Here is a 23,384-nt window from a genome sequence, read left to right on the forward strand (position 1 = left end):
GTGGGGAAATAATTTGGCATTCACTCTCGCGCCCGCTATATTGAAACCCTTGACTAGCCATGGTTAAAACGACAACGACGTTGAGGCAACATCTATGAGATTCGGGAAGGGTGCGCTTGCTCACCACAATTTCAAGTCGGTGGGTCGGTTCGAGAAACTCGAACCACGATACACGTTGTCGACTACGCCGCTTATCACCGAGTTCATGGCGAGCAACGATAGCACCCTGTTCGACGGCGATGGCAACGCTTCGGACTGGATCGAGCTGTACAACCCCACTGCCGAGTCGATTGATCTGACCGGCTGGCACCTGACCGATCGCTCGAACGACTTGGATAAGTGGACTTTTCCCAACGTCGCGCAGTCGGTGATCGGCCCCGGGGAATTCCTGGTGGTGTTTGCTTCGGGCCAGGATGACGATGCCTACATCGACCCGGGCGGCGCACTGCATACCAACTTCGCCCTGAACGCAGGGGGCGAGTACCTGGCACTCAGCGACCCATCTTCGGCGATCGTCCACGAGTTCACTCCCGAGTATCCCGAGCAGACCGAAGACTATTCGTATGGCATCGAGATGGCGTCGTACGACCAGACCTTCGTCGACCGCGACTCTCCCATGTCGTACTGGGTACCGACCCATGGCGATTTGGGAACCACCTGGACCGAACCGTTGTTCGACAATTCGACCTGGGATACTGGCACCTCCGGCATCGGCTACGAGAACAGTCCCGGTTCGTTGGTAGACTATTCGAGCCTGATCGACACAACAATCCCCTCGGGCACCACTTCGGTCTATACGCGATTTGAGTTCAACCTCGCCGACCCAAGCACGCTCAACTCGTTGACCTTGCGGATGTTGTTCGACGATGGGTTTGCCGCCTACCTCAATGGCGAGTTGATCGCCGAGCAGTTTGCTCCCAATGTGCTGCAATGGAATTCGGTCGCAACCGGCCAACGAGGGGACTCCGTTGTGGTCGAAGATTTTGTCGACTTCGATATCTCCAGTTACCTTCCTCAACTGGTCGCCGGCGACAACGTGCTGTCGATCCAAGGTTTGAATCTCTCCAATAGCTCCGACATGGTGATGATGGCCGAACTCGTCGGCGGGGTGAGTGGAGAAATCGGCGATTCGGTAAAGGTCGGTTACTTCGACAATCCGACTCCGGGGTTTGCCAATGGGCAAGCGTTTGATGGCTTCGTCGAGGACACGAAGTTCAGCCACGATCGCGGGTTCTATAATTCTCCGTTCAACTTGCAGATCACTTCTGCGACCACCGACGCGACCATCGTTTACACGACCGATGGATCGACTCCGATGGTCGACGAGAACATGAACATTCTCAACGGCATCGAATACACCGGCGCGGTGAATATCTCCGCCACCTCGGTCATCAGGGCTGCTGCGTTCAAGCTTGGTTTTGAGCCGACGAATGCCGATACGCAGACCTATCTGTTCCTGTCCGATGTTGTCGCTCAATCTCCTACCGGGTCGGCCCCCTCTGGGTTCCCCAGTGGTTCGGTCAACGGACAGGTGTTCGACTATGGCATGGATCCCAACATTGTGAACAGTGCTACCTGGGGGCCGCAACTCCAAGATGCACTGAGCGATATCCCGTCGATCTCGCTGGTCACCGACTCGGATAATCTGTTTGACTCCTCCAGCGGCATTTACGTGAATGCGGAAGGGCGTGGCCGCGCCTGGGAACGCCCCACCTCGATCGAATTGATCAACGGCGACGGCACCACCGGCTTTCAGACCGACGCAGGCTTGCGGATTCGGGGTGGCTTCAGTCGCGGCGACTTTAACCCCAAGCACTCGTTCCGTCTGTTTTTCCGTAGCGAGTACGGCGACGGCAAGCTCAACTTCCCCTTGTTCGGCGAAGAGGGAGCCGACGAGTTCGACGCGTTCGATCTGCGAACTGCCCAGAACTACGCGTGGAGTAACGACACATTTAACAACGAGAACCACAACACGTTCCTCCGCGATATTTTCTCGCGCGACCTGCAAGGCGAGATGGGGCAAGCCTACACCCGCGGCGACTACTACCACCTGTATATCAACGGGGTGTACTGGGGCCTGTACCAGACGGAGGAACGCCCGGAGGCCGATTTTGCTTCCACGTACTACGGCGGAACCGATGAAGACTGGGACGCGGTAAAGGCCAGCGGAGCCGTCATCGAAGCGACCGATGGCAATCTTGATGCCTGGAACACGTTGTCGACTCTGGTGAATGCGGGATTCGAAACCGACGAGGCCTACTACTCGATCCAAGGCCTGAACACCGATGGCACCGAGAACCCCGCACTCGAAAAACACATTGACGTCGACAACCTGATCGACTTCATGATCAGTGTTAACTACACCGCGAACCGCGACATGCCGCTTACGCTTGGCAATAACGCACCGAACAACTTTTGGACGATTCGCCCTCAGGATGGCAGCCAAGGCTGGATGTGGATTGCCCACGACAGCGAACACTCGATGGGTGCCCAGGATCACAATGTCTACTACAACGGCACCAACGACATTTCGGTCGGCACTTCTCCCTCGAATCTGAACCCTCGCTACATCCATCAGCAACTCACCGAACATGAAGAATACCGTGTTCGCTTTGCCGATCGGGTGCAGCAGTTGTTCTTCAATGACGGGCCGCTGACCATCGATAACGCCCAGGCGATGCTCGACGCGCGGGCTGCGCAGATCGACATGGCCATCATCGCCGAATCGGCTCGCTGGGGTGACCAGCACAACGAACCAGCGAAGACCAAAGATACCTGGCTGGCCGAAGTCGACTGGCTTCGCAATACCTTCCTCTTGCAGCGCGGCAACATTGTCCTGCAGCAGTTCCGCAGCCAAGGCTGGCTGCCCGACACCAATCACGACGCCCCCTCGTTCAGCCAGTTTGGTGGAATCCTCTCGGCCGAAGAGACGCTGTCGATTAGCAACAGCGAAGCTTCTGGCACCATTTACTACACCCTCGATGGCTCCGACCCACGATTGCCAGGGGGTGGAGTGAATGAGAACGCGCAGGAATACGTCCGCTCGCTGTCGCTTGCGAGTAATAGCACCGTGACTGCGCGACTGTACCGCGATGGGGAATGGTCGGCCATGATCCAGGCCGATTTCACCCTCGCCGACGCACCGGCCGACAACACCAACTTGCGGGTGACTGAAATCCATTACAACCCAGTCGGTCCCACGAGCACCGAACTGGCGCTCGGTTTCGAAGATGGCGACCAGTTCGAGTTCATTGAACTGCAAAACATCTCGAACGAGACCATCTCGCTCGATGGGGTCCGTTTCGTGCAAACGCCGGTCGGTAATAGTCTCGAGGGCATCTCGTTTGAGTTTGGTTTGCAAACCTTGCAACCGGGCGAGTACGCGGTGCTCGTCAAAAACCTCGCAGCATTTCAGCAGCGATACGGCACCAGCATCCCCATCGCCGGGACGTTCGATGGAAACCTCTCCAATGGCGGCGAGACACTCACCTTGCGCGACGCCCAAGGCGGCACCATCCAATCGTTCGCCTATCAGGATGGCAACGACCCCGGCGAGGAAGCCTGGCCGACCGCAGCGGATGGCGATGGCCCTTCGCTGGTAGTGCTCGACACGGCCGGCGACTACAGCGACGGCGCGAACTGGATGGCATCGAGCACCGCCGATGGCTCGCCCGGCAGCGATGGCACCACCCCGCAGCTGGCTGGCGATTACAACTCCGACAACGTGGTTGATCTCGACGATTATCACGTTTGGAAATCCTCCTTTGGTCAATCGGTCACGATCGGCACCGGCGCCGACGGCAATGCGGATGGCATCGTCAACCTCGGCGACTACACCATCTGGCGCGACAACCTCGGCGCGTCGCTGCCAGTTGCTGCGGTGGTGGCACCTAGCGATTCGGCATCGACAACCACCACTACCAACTCGACAGCACCAACAACCTCGACTGCTACGGTCGAAAGCTCCAGCTCCAGCTCCAGCGAAACCGCTTCGCCAGCGATCACTGCGAAGACCGCAACCGCTGCAGTCGAACAACCAACGAACGCGAGTGCCATCTCCGATAGTTCGGCGGCCACCGATTCGGCGCTGGTCGACTGGAGCGACCAACCGCAACGCCCACCAGTGGCGTTCTGGGCGCAGCGGACTCGCGCATTGCGGGAGGTCGAACGTCGCCCGGTTGTCGACGACTCGGCGAAAGCCAACTTCCGTTCGGCCAAGCAGGTGTTCGACGACGCTATCTACCAGCTAGCGACCGATCAGGCCGAATCGCACCGGCCGACTAGGCGGACCAGCGAGTCTCCACTCGACCAGTCGACCCCCATCGAGCCCACGCTCGACGCGAAAGACCAGGCGTTCGAGATCAGCAGCTGAGGATAGATTCCCAATTTTCCCACCGATGGAAAAATTGAAACTACGCCCACTCTATAAAACCAGTGGTTTTCGCGCCCGAATAGATTCCCATTTCCCAAAACGCATCGGCTGGGAATCTATTTTCGCAGTGGGAATCAATCGCAAGTCGTTTGCCTGTATGCATTTACATCAACACCTCCGTTGAAAGTGCCCAAAATAGATTCCCACGCATGGGAAAGTATTTTGGTTGGGAGTTAGGAGTTGGACGTTGGAAGAGGTCGTAGGGTGGGACCAGAAGCTTCCAGCGATGCAGCCCCACCATCGCTTTACCACGCGCGCAGCAGCCAACGCCCACGCCAGCACCCCTTCGCCTGCGCGTCGCTAGTCGTTCGAGTCCAAAACAAGCATCACATCTCGCAATCCTCCAATCACTAAAAAGCCAACAGCCGATAGCCTCACACACCTGTTCATTAGATCACATTCAGTGGCCATTTCCCAGCATAAACTGTGGATAATCGGCAACCGCGGGATTCACGGCCCTTTTTCCAGAATGGATGCCCATGCGACGTGTGAAGCGCCTCTCGTTCAGCGCCGAAATCCCATCGCACGCCCCCGCAGCAGCAGCAAGGCTCCTCCCACGAGCACTAGCGACTCCGGTTCCGGAACAACCGCACCAGAGAGCGATCCTTGGCCGTGGACCGATTCAAACAGTTCCCGAAACGCCAGGAAATCTTCGAAACCAACTTGGCCACTCTGATCGAAATCGCCGAGCTGCAACTGCTCGTCTTCGGCTAACGCGGAAGTGTCGAACCGAAAGTTGTTTTTGAGTTCCACCCAATCGGCCAGGTCAAGCACTCCGTCGCGGTTGAGGTCGCCGAGCACTGGCGGCAGGCCGATACCAGTGTCGTGCACCACCGCATCGAACGTGGTGCCCATTCGCAGACCATCAAGCAGCCAATCGGCGTTGCTGCCGGTACGAATGGCAAGCTGCTGAATCGTACCATCGATGTTGGCGGTGATGTCGCCGACCAGTTGCCACTCGATCTCGGCTTCGCTGGCTGGCACTTCCTTCGGGTCGTCGTACCAAGCGAGAAAGAGTTGATCGAAGTGCTGGTTCTGGGTGTCATCATTCGTTGCCAGCTTGGCTAGCAGCAGGTAGGTGGAATCGAGCGCCAGCGTGTTGCTGGGGGAACTGACCGTTCCACCGACATGGTTGATAAAGAAATTCTCGCTGCTGCCGACCCCGAACGCGGCCTTTGTCACACCGGCGCTATCTTGCAAGAGGATATCGAGGTACTCGCTGCCCCCATTATCACCATCCCTGCTGTCGTGCTGAACGAACAGCGAGAAATAGTGACCGCCATGTTGGTTGAGGTCGATCGAACCAGTGCCGAGCGATCGCGACATCGCCGCATCGCGGAGACGAACGTGCTGCCCGTCGTCCTCGGTGAGAAAACCGGGAAACTCCAACACGCCTGGCACCACAGCCGCCCCCGAGTGCGTCCACGCCCCGCTCCACCCGACGCCGCCCCGAAAGGGATCGATCTGGTTGCCGAATCCGTCGTAGTGCGACATCCCCGTGGGATGATCAGCTTTCTCTAACTCAGCCAGGTCGAAATGCACGTAGCGGATAGTGTTGTGATTGACTTCGTAAACCAGCCCGATAGTTCCATCGGGCATCCGATTGATTACCGAATAGGCGGCGGAGCCGCTTTCGATTTGCACCGGGTTGATGAAGGTGTTGCCTTCGTCGTAGCTTGTCCAGACTCCGATGTTGGAACGACTGTTGCCGCTGCCTGCGGGATCGCCCAATGGAGCGGAGAAGAGGATACGATCGCGATCCTCCCCCGCCCGTTGAGCGGAGTATCGAATCAACCCGCTGTCGACCGCGGTGACCGGAATCTCGCCAGCGAAGGCATCAACCCAGGTATCGCCTCCGTCGTGGCTGATCGAACGATTACGCCCCGATCCACTGCGACGCGCATCCCACAGCAGATCGCCATTGGTAAGCTCCACCACTTCCGATTCGTCGGCGTAATTCGGCGTGAAGCCACTGCCGTGGGTCCAGGTGAGCCCACCGTCGTCGCTGTAAATCGACACGCCGCGATAGGAAGGTGGTCGCACATGCCCGGGCATCAACAGTCGTCCGTTGCGCTCCGGGGCAGAGTCTTGCCATTGCAACTGAATGCCAACCCCCGGGCCAGTGTTGAGGGAGCTCCAGTTTCGCTCTTTCACCTGAGCATTGATATTCATCGGGCCCGACCACGTAAGCCCGTTGTCGGTGCTCGTTTGGTGAAAGATCACCGACGAGTTGTCTCCCAGACCAGCAGGCACGCACGCTTGGCCACACAAGGTAGGCCATTGCGCGTATTGCAAGTGAATGGTGCCGGAGTCACTATCGACGACGACTCGGGGATCGGAGTAATCGAAGCCGGAGGTCGCGTGCAGCACTTGAAGGTCGGACCACGTTAGGCCGCCATCGGTGCTGCGCTTGAACACCATCTCGATATCGCCAGGCGCACCGGGGTCGGCCCCGCCGGGACGCCCTTCGGCAAACAATAGCAGCGAACCATCCGGCGCGACGGTAAAACCCGGGATCCGATAAACACTAAAGCCTTCCACGCCTGCAGTCAGCACATTTCTCTGCAGCAGGATTTCGGCTATCGCAGGCTTGTCGCCACACAGTAGTGCATGCAGCGTGAGCAGAGCCACTGCCCAACGAACTTGAAACACGATTGCCTCTCCTCTATTCCAACGGAACCACGCACCACAGCACTAGCCAGTAATAGCTACTGCGGTTGGAGCTCACTTTCATTCCTTACGAATGGTTTGGATTACACCGACATCGTCGCACGATGGCGGGCAGATCGGGCCCAGGCGACGAAACCGAGCAGCAGACAGAGCGTGAGCGTCATGGCCTTCGGTTCGGGAACCGCTGCGCCGTTGAGCAGGGCAAAATTGAATCCGCCGGCTCCCGACGCGGTGAGGCTTTCGTGCAGGATGAACGCGTCGCGGAGGTCGACGATGCCATCGTAGTTCAGGTCGCCCTCTTGGCGGCTATTCCAGTCGCCGATGCGGACACCGTTGAATGTCTGCTGCTGCCGCCAGAAGCTGACGAACGCAGCTTCGTCGGCGGCATCGGCCAAGCCGCCACTCAAGTCGACATCGCCTGGGTCCGTGATGCCTAGCGTTGTTAGCTGCTGGGCGATCCAATCGCTGGTGGTCCCCAGATCGAGCCCTCCCCAGTCTTGCCCGTCGGCATTCAGCACGATCGGCGTGGGATCGGGGCCGCCGGAGTTGGTGCCTCCCACTGCGTTGTCGGCTCCCAGTTGGTTGCTATTGTCGCCCCACAGAAAGAGCCTGACGTCGTCGAGGGTCCCGTTGTAGTGGTTGGTGAATCCTCCACTTCCGTCGCCGCTGGCTCCGACGACAAGGGGTCCTGCATCGGCAAAGTAAGAGGCGGCATTCGTGAAGACCGCGGTTCCGTTGATGATTAACGTACCGCCGCTGGCTCCACCGGATGGGCGAGTGATCTCCATCACATGGGCCCAACCATTCTCGTCGAGCGTGTCGGCGACCGGTACCTCGGTGTCAAACCGCGCCCCGCGATAGATCAGTTCCCAGTTACCTTCGGCCGAAATTCCGATGCCATGCTGATTGGCATCGCTAATCAACGTTTGACTGGCGGTTCCCAGGGCGGCTTGGTTCGGCTGTGCCCACAACTGGATGCCATGCGTAAAGATCCCCTCGTAGTTGTGTGGAAACACATACGGAGCGGGGCCGGGGAAAAACGTGCTGTTATCCCACATCTGCGAGGGAGCATTCAGGCTGATGGCGGTGCTAAGTGCGTCGGAAGTACCGTTGAACTGCGCGCCGAGATCCGACGACAACGCACCAGGGCGGCTACTGACGCTCACGTAGGTCGGCGAACCGTTGACTTCCAGGTCCTGTAGGTCCCCCGCCCCCAGGGTTCCAGCGCTATCGTAGGTGGCACCGCTCATCGATGTGCCGTGCGAAGCCGATTCGTCGGGATCGTCGCCGAAGTCGTACTGACGATCAATCTGCACCGCGTAAGAGGATGTGGATACGCAAACCAAGCACACACACGCGGCGAAAGCTATCGCCCGCGACGCTCGGCGGCAAGACAGCAGTGCCATGCCGACTACCAGCAACAACGCGGCGGTTGGTTCGGGGACTGCAACTGATTGAGCAGTGATGGCCCCGCTCGCACTGTTGCCAAATCGCTCTTTCCAGTAGGTGTAATCCGACATGGTTACTCCTCCTCCGTCACCATTGTTGTTGATTGCCGACTCGTCTCCCGCACCGAGATTGTCGCGCCACACGGTGTAGTCGCCAAGGTTCACGACACCATCGCCATTGAAGTCGCCTTGCACGTTCACGGAGGTCACGTACTCGATCACGGCCGAAAGCTCTTCGCCCGATACGGTGCTCAACGTCAAGGCAAGATCGCGCTCGCCTTCTGGCGTGGTGGTATCGAACAGGTTGCCGAGCGAGAGATTGGTAGATTCCGTGAACGTAGTGAAGGTGGTCAAATGCCCTTCGGCGACCTCGGTGGTGCTCGGGGTCCCCAGGACCTCAAAGCCGATGCCATCATCGGCTGTCATCGATGCGTCGCCGATGCCTTGGCTTTCGAGACTCGTCAAGTTCTCGGGGATCAATTGCCCCAGCGCACTGGTGAGTGAGTAGCCGGTGATATCGAAATCGAACAGGTCGTCGCCAAACAGGGTAATGTTACCGGTGGTGGTGTTGACCCGCGCTCCAATGTCCGCCTGCGCGAGAATCTCCACTTCGTCCACCGCCACGAAAGCGTTGGAGGCATCGACTCCGTCGTAAGCGAACGTGATAAAGAGTTGATCGCCCGCGTTCACGGTTCCACTATTGAACGCGAGAGTCGTTCGCTGATCGTCGTAGGAGTCGTCGATGGTTCCCTCAATGCTGGCATCGAAGTCGCCTTGAGCGGTGAAGGCCTGAGGTCCACCAACCACGCTGGTGGCCGAGGCGAACGACTGGCCGACCAGCAAATCGTACGTGCCGGTGGCCGTCCGGGTGGCGTTGAACGTTTCGGTAACGAAAGCCGCACTGAACGTGTAATCGGTGTTGCTCAAGAATCCTTCGGCTTGCGTGATGCCACGACTATCGAGACCACTACCAGCGGCAGCGTTCGCCGCGCTGGCGATCCACAACCGTGTACCACCGTAGTTGGGGGTATCGAAAATGCGATCGGCATTCGGCGCGGTACCGTTGCCGTTATGGGTCCAGTTGCCGGTGGGGGAGAAATCGGAAGGATCGGTCAGCGGGTAAGCTTGGAAGTCGTCTGAGAAGATGGCAACCGGCACCTGAGCGGTAGCATTGGTGGCCAGCATAGCACCACACGCGAGAGTCAGGCCCAGCAGGCACACCGCCCGGCGTCGCATGGCAAAGCCCACCACTCCCACCACGGCTGAGAGCCAAGTCGCTGGTTCCGGAACAGCCGCACCGGATACCGCCGCGGCGAAGGCCCCGGGACCGTTCGCTGCATCGTAAAGGGTACGAAACGCGTTGAAGTCGCCAAAATCGGAGGCCCCATCGCCATTCAGGTCGCCTGCCAAGTAGGCCGACACTTGGGTAAATCCTGTCACGTCGCTTCCGTAAACGGACTTAAACTTTTGCCAGTCGACGAGATCGATGTCCCCATCCGGGCCATCGTTGACACTCGCCCCCGCCAGGTCGCCGAAAGCGAACGCTTGATCGTCGTTTCCGGTATAGACCAGTTGAAAGTCGGTTCCACTGTTTAGAACGGTCCCATCGTCGAGCAATAACTCCAGCTGGACGTCCTCGAACGGACTTTGGGTCCAGACGTTACCAAAGTTCCACGAACCGGTTCCCGCGAGTAAGTCGCCGCCGTCGCCGGAACCGGAAGTCGTGAAGACCGCTTCGGAAAGGTCGGTAGTAACACCTGCGGCCGTGGTGACCGTCCAATTATCGTTGTCGTTAGCTAGTTGCGATCCGGAGGCCTGCTGAATCCACCCAGTCTGCGTGAGCCCGCCCGCTTCGCTAAGAAGCGAGTAGCCAACAATGTTCGCGACGGGGGTGCCGGTGGTATTGGTAAGCGTAATGTTGCCTGTGCTGCGATCGATGGTAACGACCGTAGCTCCCTGATCCGAAGTGGGCGAGTACGCGCCGGTCATGTCGTAGCGGACGTACTCGATGTCGAAACTCTCCCCAAATCCACCAAAAGTGCTTCCCGCGACACTCGTGCAACAGTCGCCAAAGATCAGTCGCGTACTGCCGGTGGTGGCCTGTGGAGCCACTCCCACTAGGGGAGTTAACTGTACCGCGTCGCGAAAGTAATGATAGGCGTTCGCACTGGCATCGTAGACTAGACGGAAATCATGAAAGGCATCGGTGTTGCTACTCGATTCATAAACGGTTCCCGCAAAACTCATCACCGCATTCTCGCGAATCGTGAGTATGTCGCGATTCCCATTCAAAGCGGCCCAAATCACAAACCCACCGTTGCCAGTACCAGTGGAACCGACCTTAGCGCGAACCTCGACGGTCCAGCTTCCGCTGCCAAGCTCCCAAGGGGTAGAGCCAGTGTCTTGCTGAAGCCAGCCGTTCGTGTCGTCGTAGGTCAAGGTTACGTTCGAACCATTGAGCAAGAGATCGTCATCCTCAGCGCCGCCGGCCGTTGCCCAACCGTTGATGGCAGCAGTGCCATCAAAGATCTGATCGCCGGTGTACTGATTGTCAAAAGCACTCGACAGCACATTGAAGCCATCGAAGGCAGCCCAGAGCGAGACACTTCCTGACATTGCGAAAGGCAATACAAGTGCCGCTGTCATTACTCGAATTCGACTAACCAACATCTGAGTCATCTCCTCGTGATGAAATAAGCTTCAATCCAATTAAGTGCTGACTACCTTCGGCACATCATCGATTGCTTGGCGGGCAGCGCAACGTCACTCGCCTGCACACTGCCATGCCAGAACACCCCATAGCTACTACTCGATGGCCTGCGAGCCTTGCCGTCGCGTTGCTGCCCGAACGCGACGGCAAGAAGCTCCACTTGCCCACACATTCTTTAGCCAGTGCCTCCACCGCTCGCCTAAACGCGACGACGCACTACGACCACAACACCAGTGAGTGCGGCGCCGAGAAGCAGCAAGGCGGAAGGCTCCGGAATGGTTGAAATCGACACGTTGTCGATCCCGACAAAGGCTGAGGAACTATCGGTGCCACTGAAGGCAATCGAGATCGTCAAGTTGCCCCCTACGCCAGAGTCAAAGTACTGAGTCGTTAATTGATCTTCGTACGAGTTGCTATCATTGGGAGTCGCTCCGTCGGCATCGTCGCCGCGAGCGACGAATGATTGGGGACCACCGATAAGGCTGGCACCTTCGATCAACAGGTCGTAAGTACCGGTTGCTGTTCGATTGCCACTGAAGGTTTCGGTCACGAGCGCTGCCGAAAACTCGTAAGTCGTGCTCGGATCGAGTTCAATCGTGGCGGTGCTATCGATGCCGGTTCCGGCCGCAGCGTTCGCGGAACTCGCGATCCAGAGTCTAGTGCCACCATAGTTACCCGTATCGAACAATCGGCTGGCGTTCGAGCCACTGCCGTTGCCATTGTGCACCCAGTTGGCCATGACCGCGGGATCGGCCGCGGGATCCGACTCGAAGTCTTCAAAGAAAATCGTTGCAGCCGACGCAGTTCCGACCGCAACACTGCTAGCCATCGCTAGGGTCGTGAGAAACAGAACAACATACCGCTTGAGATTCACAATCATTAGACGCACCTCCAGGGAGAACTCATGAGCCTGTACGTGAGAGAAGAGAAATCCGGCAACGCGAAGCAACAGTCGTCCCTCGACCGTCAATTCACGGGCGTATTATGTGGTTAGCCCCAAAAAGAAGCTTAGGAAATGGCGCAATAATTGTCAGGATTTGCGCAAACGAGTGGAACACCCTTGATATGCAAGCCTACGCGACACCGCATTGGTGCGACCTCATTGGGGCCCGGGAAGCACATCCATTTGGAATTGATGTCGATATTCGCTGGGGGTAACGCCAACTTCTTTGCGAAACAAACTGCTGAAGACTTGCCTGCTATTGAAGCCGCAAGCAAACACCACACTAGTGATCGAGTCGGTGGTCTCGGCCAGCAGTTTCTTGGCTAGTTCGAGCCGCACCCGTCGCAATTCCAAGGCCGGTGTTCGGCCCACCATGGTGCGAAACCGAGTTTCCAAAGTACGTCGAGATATCGCGATGTGCTCTGAGATATCGCTTACTTCGATCGGCAAGTGCGCGTTCTCGCGAATGTACTTGAGCGCCTCGCGCACGTCCTCATCATCCACCGCGAGCACATCAGTCGACTGCCGAACCGCGACACCGACCGGCGGAAAAAAGGTGACCATCGACTCCACCGGTCTGCCCGACATCGCTGCGTCGAGTCGCAAAGCCGCTTCGTACCCAATGCGCTCCGCGGGTTGCACAACCGCCGATAAGTGAGGGACCGTCGACTCGCAAATCAAGGGGTCGTCATTCACCCCCATCACGGCAATCTCGTCGGGAACCTCGAAACCGCTCTCGAGAGCCACTTCCGCAACAAGCCTGGAGAGCGCCGAGTTCGGCGTACAGACTCCCAACGGTTTCTTTGCCTTCTGCAAGGCGTTGGCAATCGCTTTCAGATCGGGGCGGTAGTGCCCCGAAGAATCGGCAGCGACCACCTCGTGGACTGCGATCTTCAGCAACTGGCAATGATGCCCTGCTTCGGTTACCGCCTTCATGAAGGCTTCGGACCGCTGCTGTTCGCTATGCCAGCGAAGTTCACCGACAAACAGAAACTGCTTCAGACCACATTGCATCAAGTGCTCGGCGGCGAGCGAACCGATGGCCAGATTGTCGCACGCAACCGTTGCAAACCGGTGATCGATGATGCGAGAGCCAGCATTGACCACCGGTACGCCTGCGTTCAGCAGAATCTTCAGGTGCTCTTGACTATTAATCACAGCGATCAAGCCGTCGCCTTTCCAGTTGGCGACTTCTTCCCACTGCAACAGGGGATACTGCCCCTCGCCCTGGATACGCCAATGACGATTCACGCGGAGAAATCGGTACACGCCACGCGTGATGCCGCGCATGAACTCCTGCCCGGTCTGCAAAATCAGGCCGACTCGAAACACTGGTCGTTGCAGAGTGGAATCAGCGGGCATGTTGGTTCTTCACCGAGGAATACGACCAGAAAACCTACACCATACACAGCAAGCTTCAGGCATTGCGCAAATTATGACAATATTTGCGTCGATTCTCAAGCATTCTTTTCGCCCGTTTGGCAAACTACTTTCCGTTGCGAGCAGCTTCGTCATGATTGGCGTCACTCCGCTCACTTTGATGAATGCTACTTCAACGCTTCGGACATTGTCGCAGCTCGACTCGATTGGCCTACTTGGACGTGCAGCCTATCCATTTTCTCGACTTCAAGGGTTTCCTGTTATAGGGACGTTCGCTATGAAACGATTTCGCTCTCGCTTGAAGACAACGGTCCGCAACGCATTCACGCTGGTGGAGTTGCTGGTAGTGATCGCCATCATCGGCATCCTGGTTGCCTTGCTGCTACCGGCAGTTCAGTCGGCCCGAGAAGCCGCTCGACGCAGCCAGTGTCAGAACAACTTCCACCAGATTGGCGTCGCTCTGCACAATTACCATGCAACCCATGGCGAGTTCCCCGAAGGACAGATCAACGAACTCACGCCGACCTACTATCATGCTCCAGGATGGGGAGCGAAACTGCTCCCTTACATCGAGCAAACGAACGCCTTCGATGGTTTTGCCGATGGGGCGAAAGGCAACGTCATCGATCCCGGCATGCGAGAAATCGGCGGGCTACTCATCGAAGCCTTTTTGTGCCCGAGTGATCCTTCCGACACCAAGTGGGTGGAGGTCTCCAGTGGCTACAACGTGGGGCCAGGGCCCAACGACGACTGCCGCCGCAGTAACATGGCTGGCGTGGCAGGGGCGTTTCTGTGGATCGAAGATGGCACGATCTCGAAGTGTCGCAAGAACGCCCGCGGCATGCTAATCAACAAGCGTGCCCTTAAAGTGAAAGACTGCACCGATGGTACCAGCAGCACCTTGATCGTTGGTGAGGTCACCGGTGGTAAGGGGCGACACCCTTCGTTTGGCGAAGCGTGGATTGGCCACACCTGGGTTGGCTGGAACCTGCAAGACGTGAGTCGCGGTATCAACCCCTTTGGTTCGCTCCCCGGCGGGCGCGACGATGGCTTGGATCCGTTTGATGGTGATGGAGGCAATCGCCACCAAGAGTACTACACCGAGGTGGGATTCTCAAGTTTCCATCCAGGCGGATGCCACTTTCTGTTCACCGACGGAAGTGTTCGGTTCCTGGACGAAGACATCAATCAAGACGTGTTGCACGCGTTCGCCACGCGGGCCGACGGCGAAGCCATCTCCGACGACACGGCGATCGGCATCATCGGCCCAGATGTAGTTGGGCCTCCTGTTCGCTAATCTCCACGGCCGCTACTCGCTAACAGTGATACCGCCCTGCACTTTCACACGTTCGATGCCATGCATTCTAACAACGACCTTCCGATGACCTCTGTTTACCGACTGCTTGGAGCAGCTTGCCTGGCGCTAGCGTTCTCTACCGGATGTGGAAAATCGGGCGGACTCGACAAAGTCGTCGTCGAAGGCGATGTAACCTACGATGGCAACCCAGTGCAGAATGGCGAGATTCGCTTCCATCCCATCGAAGGAACCGAAGGTCCGGTGTCGGGGGCTCCGATCGTCGATGGCCACTATCGTGCGGTCGCGAAAGGTGGCGTGCCCGTGGGAAAACACTCAGTGCAAATCGAGGCCTACGACACCACTGGCAATGGCGGAAGTAGCGAGATGGTCGCCGGCGGAAGAACCGGCGCACGCGTTAACTACCTGCCAGACAAGTACCATCGCACGAGCGAGCTGACCGTGGAAATCACGGGAGACAGCAGTCAGACCACCGAAGACTTTAACCTCGAGAAGTAAGCCTTCACTGGCTTACGTACCCTCGGCGTATCCACACGATCAAACAGACACCTTTCCATCGAATCGATGCGACACTCAATTCGCTGTTTTACAGCAGCGGAATATTACCGTTTTGATAGGTTGATTCATGCCAGTTTCTTTAATCGCTCCGCCCCCCACGCTGTTCAACGACCAAGGTCAGATCGACCTGCGACAGCTCGACAAGCTTGCCGCCCACCTGAGTCGATCGGGTGTGTCGGGGGTGTTTGTGTGTGGATCCACCGGCGAAGGCATGTCGCTTTCGGTTCGCGAGCGGATGGAAATCACCGAAGCATGGGCCGAAGCCGCCCCCAACCATGGCTTAAGGACCATCGCTCAGGTCGGCGCGAACAGCCAACGCGATGCCATCGACCTTGCTGCCCATGCGGGGTCGCTTGGTCTCGATGCCATCTCGGCCCATGCACCCTGCTATTTCCGGCCGAAGTCGGTCTCTGAACTCATTGGTTTCTTCGCCCCGGTGGCCGGCGCGGCTCCCAATACTCCATTCTACTACTACGATATCCCCCAGCTGACCGGCGTCGACCTGCCGACCACCCAGTTCCTGGAAACCGCCCCCGCGCGCATTCCTTCGTTGGCAGGCGTCAAGTACACCAATCCCAATCTGGCGCAGCTGCAAGAATGTTTGCACGTAGACCAAGGGCGATTCGACCTATTTTATGGCAACGACGATTCGCTGCTCGCTGGCTACGCCTTGGGTGCCCCCAGCGCGATTGGCAGCACCTACAACTACATGGCTCCCCACGCCCATCGCATTGTGCAAGCCTTCGACGAGGGGAACATCGCGCTGGCCCGCGCTTTGCAACTGAAAACCGTGGAAGTCGTCAACATCCTCTCAGAGTACGGATACCTGGTCGCCGCCAAGGCCGTGATGCAGCTGTTCGATATCGACTGCGGAGGAGTCCGCGAGCCGCTTCAGAAGTTGCATCCGAATCAAAAGGGCGAGATCATTCAACGCCTGGTCGATATTGGATTTCCATTCGACGATACCACTTCGTACGAGCCATCGAACAATCACAAAGCTCCCGTTCCGGCTACGCACTGGAATCGCGACGGCGCCAACTCCAAGACTCAGGCGTCCTCGTAGAAGATCCACACGACAGTCGCACCGGCAATAGCAGCATACATCTTTCCATCGATGGACCATGGTGAACTCGCATCTTACTCTCCTCTGGTGTTGTCGTGTGGCGACCAGATGCATGCTTGCCAGCGTTCTCTTTGGATTCATGAGTCATGGTTCCGCCGATATCGTCTGGCAACAGTTGCCACCTTTACCCGACGATCATGGTTTCGGCGGGCCTGCGGTGGGTGTGCACAACGATGCCTTGATCGTCGCCGGCGGGGCAAACTTCCCGGACGGACCACCTTGGGCCGGTGACCCCAAGCAATGGCACGACACGATCTTCGTGCTCACCCACACCGCCGAAGGCCAACCGGCCGATGCATGGCTCGTGGGTGGACAATTGCCCAAACGCATTGCCTATGGTGCCGCTGTGAGTTGTCCCAGCGGACTGCTCCTCGTCGGCGGCGAAGAAGATGGCACCCCAATTCGAGACGTCTACCGATTGACCTGGACCCCAGTTGCTCAGCAGGTGCAGGTCGAGTCGCTTCCACCGCTGCCTGAACCGGTAAGCTACTTGTCGGGTGGATTGATCGGCTCGACAGTGTTCGTCGCCGGTGCGGTACGTTCGGACGGTTCAGATCGGCTCGACAAAAAAGTCTTCTGGTCGCTCAACCTTGATCACGCCGACGATTCTCCCGCCCCCACCTGGAACAAAGACTTGCCAGCCTACCCAGGTTCAGCGCGACACAAGTGCGTGGTCGCAGTACAGCAACTCGGTTCCGGACAGGAAAACCTGTTTGTCATCAGCGGTTCGAATCCTCGCTTTCAACCCGATGGTTCGCCCGACCTCGAGCATTTTGAACACTTCACCGACGCGTATCGTTACGATCCGCTTGCGAACCAGTGGTTTCGTATCGCCGATTTGCCGGTGGTTCCGGACCCACGAAAAACCGTGGATGCTTCTCCGTTCGCCCAATCTCGCTGGCCAGTCGCTGCAGGCGTGGGAGTGGGAATTGGCCAGAGTCATCTGCTCGTGCTGAGCGGGTCGACCGGCAGGTACATTACACTTCCTCTCGACGAGCGGCCGGCGTTTCCCAATACGGTACTCGCTTATCACACGATCACCGATACATGGTCGGTCGCCGAGCCGATGCCATTGGGGGTAGTCACTACCGGTATCACTCGCTGGGGCGATCGCTTCGTGATCCCCAGTGGCGAAATTAAACCGGGTGTGCGAACCAATAAGGTGCAGGCTTTTGCGATCGAGAGCTCCACCGCCAGCTTTGGAATGCTCAACTACTCGGTGCTTGGCGTTTATTTGCTCGGCATGCTCGCGGTAGGTGGCTTTTTTGCCACTCGCATGAAGACCACCGACGATTACTTTCGCGGCGGCCAGCGAGTTCCCTTCTGGGTCGCCGGGCTCAGCATCTTTGCCACGATGCTAAGTTCCATTACGTTTATCGCCTTGCCTGCGAAGGCCTACGCGACCGATTGGAAGTACTACCTTGCCCAGCTCACGATTTTGCCCATCGCTCTGATCGTGGTCTACTTGGTGATACCCTTCTTCCGCGGCATCGATGCCACGAGTGCCTACGAGTATCTGGAACGCCGCTTCAGTAAGCCGGTGCGGATGCTTGCCAGCCTGCAATTCATCTTGTTTCAGCTGGCCCGCATGGCGATCGTCATGTACCTGCCCGCGTTGGCGCTGGCGGCGATCACCCCGCTTTCGATTTTGGAGTGTGTGATCTTGATGGGTGTCTTGAGCGTGATCTATTGCACGCTTGGCGGTGTGGAAGCGGTGGTTTGGACCGATGCCATTCAGACACTCGTGCTGCTCGGCGGTTTGCTTGTCGCATTGGGCATCGTCGTGTTCAATGTCGAGGGAGGTCTTTCGACCACGGTCGATACTGCGGTACGAGATGGAAAGCTCCATCTGGCCGATCTCGATTTCTCCTGGGGTAGCTGGGCGACAACTACGGTTTGGGTGGTGCTGCTTGGCCAGTTTTTCGGTTCCCTTTACTCTTACACGGCCGATCAAGCGGTCGTGCAGCGCTACCTGACCACCAAAGACGAAGCCGACGCCCGCAAGGCGATGTGGACCACTGCCTGGATGGGCGTATTTGGTAGCAGCCTGTTTTTTGCGATGGGTTCTGCCTTGTACGTGTTCTACAAGGCCCATCCAGCGCTGCTCGACGTCGGCATGCGAAACGACTCGGTACTTCCGCTGTTTATCGCCAATCAACTGCCCGCTGGCATTGCCGGTTTAGTAGTCGCAGGCGTATTTGCCGCCGCCCAGTCGACGATTTCCACCAGCATGAACAGCACCGCAACCGCCATCGTGACCGACTTTTGCATGCCGCTGCATATCTGTCGCACCGATTCCGGCTATTTGCGACTGGCCCGCGTCGTCACCGCTTCGATCGGCATTGCCGGCACCTTGACCGCTTGCTGGCTAACCATGGTCGGCAGCGCCATGGCGATCGACGCGTTCATCTCGATCATCGGGCTCTTCGGTGGAGCTGTGTGTGGACTGTTCATGCTCGGCATGCTCACCCACCAAGGCAACGCCGTGGGGGGACTCGTCGGTGCGTTGGCCGGCTTCGCGGTGGTGCTGTGGATCATGCTCGATGAGTCGCTCGCTATCAACCGGTTCCTCTACGCCGGGATTGGCACCATCACCACATTCCTAGTAGGTTACGTGGTAAGCCGCCTCACCGGAGGGGCTAGGCAGACCATGCCTACCGGCTTGACCGTGTACGACCGCACGCCTGCCCCTCACACCCCCCCACAAGCGTCGTTGCTCGAGCACGCCTCCAGATGAACACCGCCCACCAACAACACCTGACACGAATCTACCGCGACGGTCTGCTGGAAGACGTGCTTCCCTTCTGGACCACCCACGCGGTCGATCATGAATCGGGAGGCTTCCTCACAGCCCTCGATCGAGACGGAACCGTTATCGACACCGACAAAGGGGTTTGGCAACAAGCCCGCTTCACCTGGCTGTTGGGCGAGCTGACCAATTGCGAGCTACTGCGAGACAATCCCTCACGGGACATATGGCTTGAGCTTGCAAGGCACGGGGCCGATTTCCTCACCAAACATTGCTTCGATCCGGCAGATGGCCGAATGTGGTTCCACGTCACTCGCAACGGGCAGCCGATCCGCAAGCGCCGCTACGCGTTCTCCGAGAGCTTTGCTGCGATTGCCTATGGCGAGCTAGCCCAAACGCTCCACTCCGATGAGTATGCAGCTAAGGCAACGCAGGCTTTCCAGCGGTTCATCACCCACTCGCTGACCCCGCCGGCCGATCAGGCGAAGTACACCCAGGTGCGTCCGACCCGATCGCTCGGTTTCCCAATGATCACGATCAACACGGCGCAGCAGCTGAGAGATTCCATCGGCTTGGAGGTCGCCAACGAGTGGATTGATCGCAGCATCGAAGACATCGAGCGGTATCACCTGAAAGCAGACATTCAATGCGTGATGGAAACTGTCAGCGACACCGGTGAGATCATCAATCACTTCGACGGTCGCACGCTGAATCCTGGGCATGCCATCGAGGGCGCCTGGTTCATCATGCTCGAAGGGCGTCATCGCCACGACTCACGACTCGTGGAGTTGGGATGCACCATGCTCGACTGGATGTGGCAACGTGGCTGGGACAACGAATATGGCGGAATGCTTTATTTCACCGATGTCTATCACCTACCGGTTCAGGAATACTGGCACGACATGAAATTCTGGTGGCCGCACAACGAAACAATCATTGCCACCTTGGCCGCCTACCTGCTGACCGGCGACGAAAAGTACGCGCAGTGGCATCAGCTCGTCCATGACTGGTCGTACCGGCACTTCCCCGATCCACAGCATGGCGAATGGTTTGGTTACTTACACCGAGATGGGCGACTGAGCGTGCCGCTCAAAGGCAACCTCTGGAAAGGTCCGTTTCACCTGCCACGTATGCTGCTAACCTGCTGGAAGCTACTCGAGGATTCAGCACACAACGAAACCACCAAAGTGCTCGACAGCAAGCGTCCCTAATCCATTATCCCGACGAGATCATCATGCGCACCTTTGCAAAGGCTCTCATCACGCTCACGCTGTTGTTGGGGCTTGCCATGGCGGTTCGCAGCAGTATCGCCACCGAAACACCTCGTAGTGAAGCACATACGACAACCAAAGAGATCGCGGGCGACGAGAGGTTCGAAGGCTTGCCGCTTGGAGAGGTCCAGGGATGGAGGACACCGACCGGCCTCTGGAGCTGCGATGCGGGGAATGCCGCAATCATCTCCGAGCATGTGCGTACCGGCGAACGAAGCTTGAGAATACTTGGAGGGAACAATCGAAGTATCCAGTTGGAAGCTACATCGGAAACCAAGTCCCCCAAGATTCTCAGTTTCTGGGCGGAGCGGTGGACGGCCCGCAATCCCTTCCGGTTTCGCATCGAGCAGCAACTGCAAGGCGAGTGGATAGAGATCTACAAGGGCGACAACAAGATCCGAGTCGGTGGATTCCTCACTCACGTCGAGGTCCCCCTGCGTCAAGCCGAGCGGATTGTGGTTCGCATGTTGCTAACGACCCCTGACTCGACCGGACTACTGATCGACGATGTCGATCTTGTGGACGTAAAGCCGATGGTGGCAACCGGCATCACCGTCGATCAACCGACGCTGCCGGCGTTATGCAGAGCGCAGTGGAGTGCGATCACTCGCATCTGCGTCAACGTGGATGGCACTCAGGAACTAGCTCCGTCGCTTACCAGCCTGCAACTCTCTGCCGCTGGTACGACTGATCTTGGGGATATCGCCAAAGTACAGGTCTTCTATACCGGTAATGACTCCTCAGTCTCCGCTAGCGGCAATCCTAACGCCTTCGCAGCAGCTACCCCGTTCGGCGAGGAACACCAGCCTGCTGAGTTAGTCACTATCCAAGGCGAGCAACCGCTTACTTCGGGAGCCAACTATTTTTGGGTTGCCTACCAGTTAGATGAAACGGCAAACATCGACCATCGAGTGAACTCCGTGCTCACCAAGGCTCAACTGTCCGATGGTGCGAGTCTGACTCCAAACTCTCCCGCTACACTTACTGGTCAGCGAATGGGCGTGGCGGTGCGCCGACGTGGTGACGATGGGGTGCACACCTACCGCATTCCCGGCTTGGCGACTACCAACCAGGGGACGTTCATCGGTGTCTACGACATTCGTCGGCGTAGCGGGCGCGACTTGCCTGGCGACATCGACGTCGGCATGTCGCGGAGCACCGACGGTGGTCAGACGTGGGAGCCGATGAAGGTGATCATGGACATGGGCGACGCGCCGAAGTGGCTGTACGACGGTATAGGCGACCCCGCAGTATTAGTCGATCGTACTACCAACACGATATGGGTCGCTGCACTGTGGAGTCACGGCAACCGCGCCTGGCATGGTTCGCAACCAGGCGTTGATCCACAGCAAACCGGGCAGCTGATGCTTGTCCGCAGCGACGACGATGGCCGCAGCTGGTCGGAACCGATCAACATCACCGAACAGGTCAAGCTGCCCGAGTGGTGCCTGCTGCTGCAAGGTCCTGGCAAGGGCATCACGATGCAAGATGGTACCCTGGTGTTCGCGGCTCAGTTTCAAGACACAAACGCGAATCGCCGGCTGCCGCGGTCGACGATTCTGTACAGCCGCGACCATGGCGATAGCTGGAATATCGGAACCGGTGCGTTCGACGACACCACCGAAGCCCAGGTGGTCGAAGTAGAGCCGGGCGTGTTGATGCTGAACTGTCGCTACAACCGGGAGCCTCGGCGGGTGGTCGCGATCTCAACCGACCTGGGCCAAACCTGGCACGAGCATTCGTCGTCGCGTTCCACGCTGATCGAACCACGTGCCTGCATGGCGAGTCTGCTGCAGGGTAATAGCATAAAACAAGATTCAGCGGCTGGCTGGCTGTTCTTCTCCAATCCCAATCATCTCACCAGTCGCCGACGGATGACGATCAAAGCGAGCAACGATGCTGGCGTTACTTGGGATCCTGCTCACCAAGTGCTTCTCGACGAGAATCCCTCGGCCGGCTACTCTTGCTTGTCGATAATCGATCGCGACACGATTGGCATCCTCTACGAAGGAAGTCAGGCACACATGACCTTTCAGCGGGTGAAGCTCGCAGACATTATCTCTCCATGATCATCTACTAATGAGTGTCTTATGTTTGACCTCGCTTCTGTGAATTGGACGCTGCTATAGTTTGAGCACTACTTCCCTGACCGTCGGACTGACTGCCGCGCCGAGGGTGGTGGAATCGTTGTACTTCGCTTCGAGATCGATGCTTGGATGGGTGATTCGCACCTTATAGAACCCCAGATGCACGGCCGGCAGGTCTTGCATGTCGTCGGGCAGATACTGCTTGTCGATGCTCATCCGTGCCCGACCCGATTCGTCGGTTACACCAGTGCAAGGCTGGATGCTTCCGCCCATGAACGACTCGGGTTCGAACTCCACGGTCGCGCCATTTAGCGGACGCCCTTTGTACATCACGCTGCAACTAAGGGAACGGAGCCCTGCGCCGCGGTCGGCCCACAGCTCGAACTCGGGTTCGATCTCGGCAACGGTCAAAGCCCCATCGCCATCTTTGTCTAACTCACCGACCATACCGGAGAGGGCGGGATAGGCCTTTAGCTCTTTGGCGGAGAGCTTTTGGTCGCCATCCACATCGGCATCGCTCACCGCCTGCTGGGCGGAGTCCGCAGGGTCCCAGTCGGGTTTCGACACCGCCGGCGGACGATCGAGACACCCCGCAGCGACACCCAACAGCACGCCCAGGCAGAGAAAGTAACGATGTAGTTGCATGGCTATTCTTACGGTCGAATAAGTCAGAACGTGAAACGGCAACAGCTGAAGCG

General features: G+C 57.9%; 12 protein-coding genes. 7 read left to right on the forward strand and 5 right to left on the reverse strand.

Annotated elements, in window-relative coordinates; all coding sequences use genetic code 11:
• Window positions 1-94: 94 nt before the first annotated feature.
• Window positions 95-4,372 carry a lamin tail domain-containing protein gene (locus tag Pan181_RS15295; RefSeq protein WP_145247830.1) on the forward strand — a complete coding sequence of 1,426 codons (4,278 nt, stop codon included), beginning with the start codon at window positions 95-97 and terminating at the stop codon, window positions 4,370-4,372.
• Between the two features lie 564 nt (window positions 4,373-4,936).
• On the opposite strand, the gene Pan181_RS15300 is transcribed toward Pan181_RS15295, so the two are convergent.
• The 4 genes from Pan181_RS15300 to Pan181_RS15315 all read right to left on the reverse strand — a co-directional run bounded on the left by Pan181_RS15300 (window position 4,937) and on the right by Pan181_RS15315 (window position 13,565).
• Window positions 4,937-7,084, reverse strand: a complete 2,148-nt coding sequence (locus tag Pan181_RS15300) for an exo-alpha-sialidase (RefSeq protein ID WP_197528390.1) — start codon at window positions 7,082-7,084, stop codon at window positions 4,937-4,939.
• A 101-nt stretch (window positions 7,085-7,185) separates the two neighbouring features.
• Window positions 7,186-11,166, reverse strand: coding sequence for a PEP-CTERM sorting domain-containing protein (locus Pan181_RS15305; RefSeq protein WP_145247834.1), 3,981 nt, complete (start codon window positions 11,164-11,166; stop codon window positions 7,186-7,188).
• A gap of 293 nt (window positions 11,167-11,459) precedes the next feature.
• Entirely contained in the window at window positions 11,460-12,089 is a 630-nt protein-coding gene (locus tag Pan181_RS15310) for a PEP-CTERM sorting domain-containing protein (protein WP_231943609.1), read from the reverse strand.
• A gap of 270 nt (window positions 12,090-12,359) precedes the next feature.
• Entirely contained in the window at window positions 12,360-13,565 is a 1,206-nt protein-coding gene (locus Pan181_RS15315; protein ID WP_145247838.1) for an AraC family transcriptional regulator, read from the reverse strand.
• 295 nt (window positions 13,566-13,860) lie between these two features.
• Here Pan181_RS15315 and Pan181_RS15320 point away from each other — a divergent pair, with 295 nt between their 5' ends.
• The 6 genes from Pan181_RS15320 to Pan181_RS15345 all read left to right on the forward strand — a co-directional run bounded on the left by Pan181_RS15320 (window position 13,861) and on the right by Pan181_RS15345 (window position 22,668).
• Window positions 13,861-14,880 (forward strand): DUF1559 domain-containing protein, encoded by a 1,020-nt coding sequence (locus tag Pan181_RS15320; RefSeq protein ID WP_197528391.1) that lies wholly within the window; start codon window positions 13,861-13,863, stop codon window positions 14,878-14,880.
• 84 nt (window positions 14,881-14,964) lie between these two features.
• Window positions 14,965-15,396 carry a hypothetical protein gene (locus Pan181_RS15325; RefSeq protein WP_145247842.1) on the forward strand — a complete coding sequence of 144 codons (432 nt, stop codon included), beginning with the start codon at window positions 14,965-14,967 and terminating at the stop codon, window positions 15,394-15,396.
• A 127-nt stretch (window positions 15,397-15,523) separates the two neighbouring features.
• Window positions 15,524-16,519, forward strand: coding sequence for a dihydrodipicolinate synthase family protein (locus Pan181_RS15330; RefSeq protein WP_145247844.1), 996 nt, complete (start codon window positions 15,524-15,526; stop codon window positions 16,517-16,519).
• Between the two features lie 139 nt (window positions 16,520-16,658).
• Entirely contained in the window at window positions 16,659-19,316 is a 2,658-nt protein-coding gene (locus Pan181_RS15335) for a sodium:solute symporter family transporter (protein WP_197528392.1), read from the forward strand.
• Window positions 19,313-20,539: an AGE family epimerase/isomerase gene (locus tag Pan181_RS15340; RefSeq protein WP_145247848.1), complete on the forward strand. Its 1,227-nt coding sequence runs from the start codon at window positions 19,313-19,315 to the stop codon at window positions 20,537-20,539. The genes Pan181_RS15335 and Pan181_RS15340 overlap by 4 nt, the downstream gene beginning before the upstream one ends.
• Window positions 20,540-20,562: 23 nt before the next feature.
• Entirely contained in the window at window positions 20,563-22,668 is a 2,106-nt protein-coding gene (locus Pan181_RS15345; RefSeq protein WP_197528393.1) for a sialidase family protein, read from the forward strand.
• Window positions 22,669-22,722: 54 nt separating this feature from the next.
• On the opposite strand, the gene Pan181_RS15350 is transcribed toward Pan181_RS15345, so the two are convergent.
• Window positions 22,723-23,331 carry an EF-hand domain-containing protein gene (locus Pan181_RS15350; RefSeq protein ID WP_145247852.1) on the reverse strand — a complete coding sequence of 203 codons (609 nt, stop codon included), beginning with the start codon at window positions 23,329-23,331 and terminating at the stop codon, window positions 22,723-22,725.
• Between the last annotated feature and the right edge of the window lie 53 nt (window positions 23,332-23,384).

Source organism: Aeoliella mucimassa, from assembly GCF_007748035.1.
Classification (GTDB): domain Bacteria; phylum Planctomycetota; class Planctomycetia; order Pirellulales; family Lacipirellulaceae; genus Aeoliella; species Aeoliella mucimassa.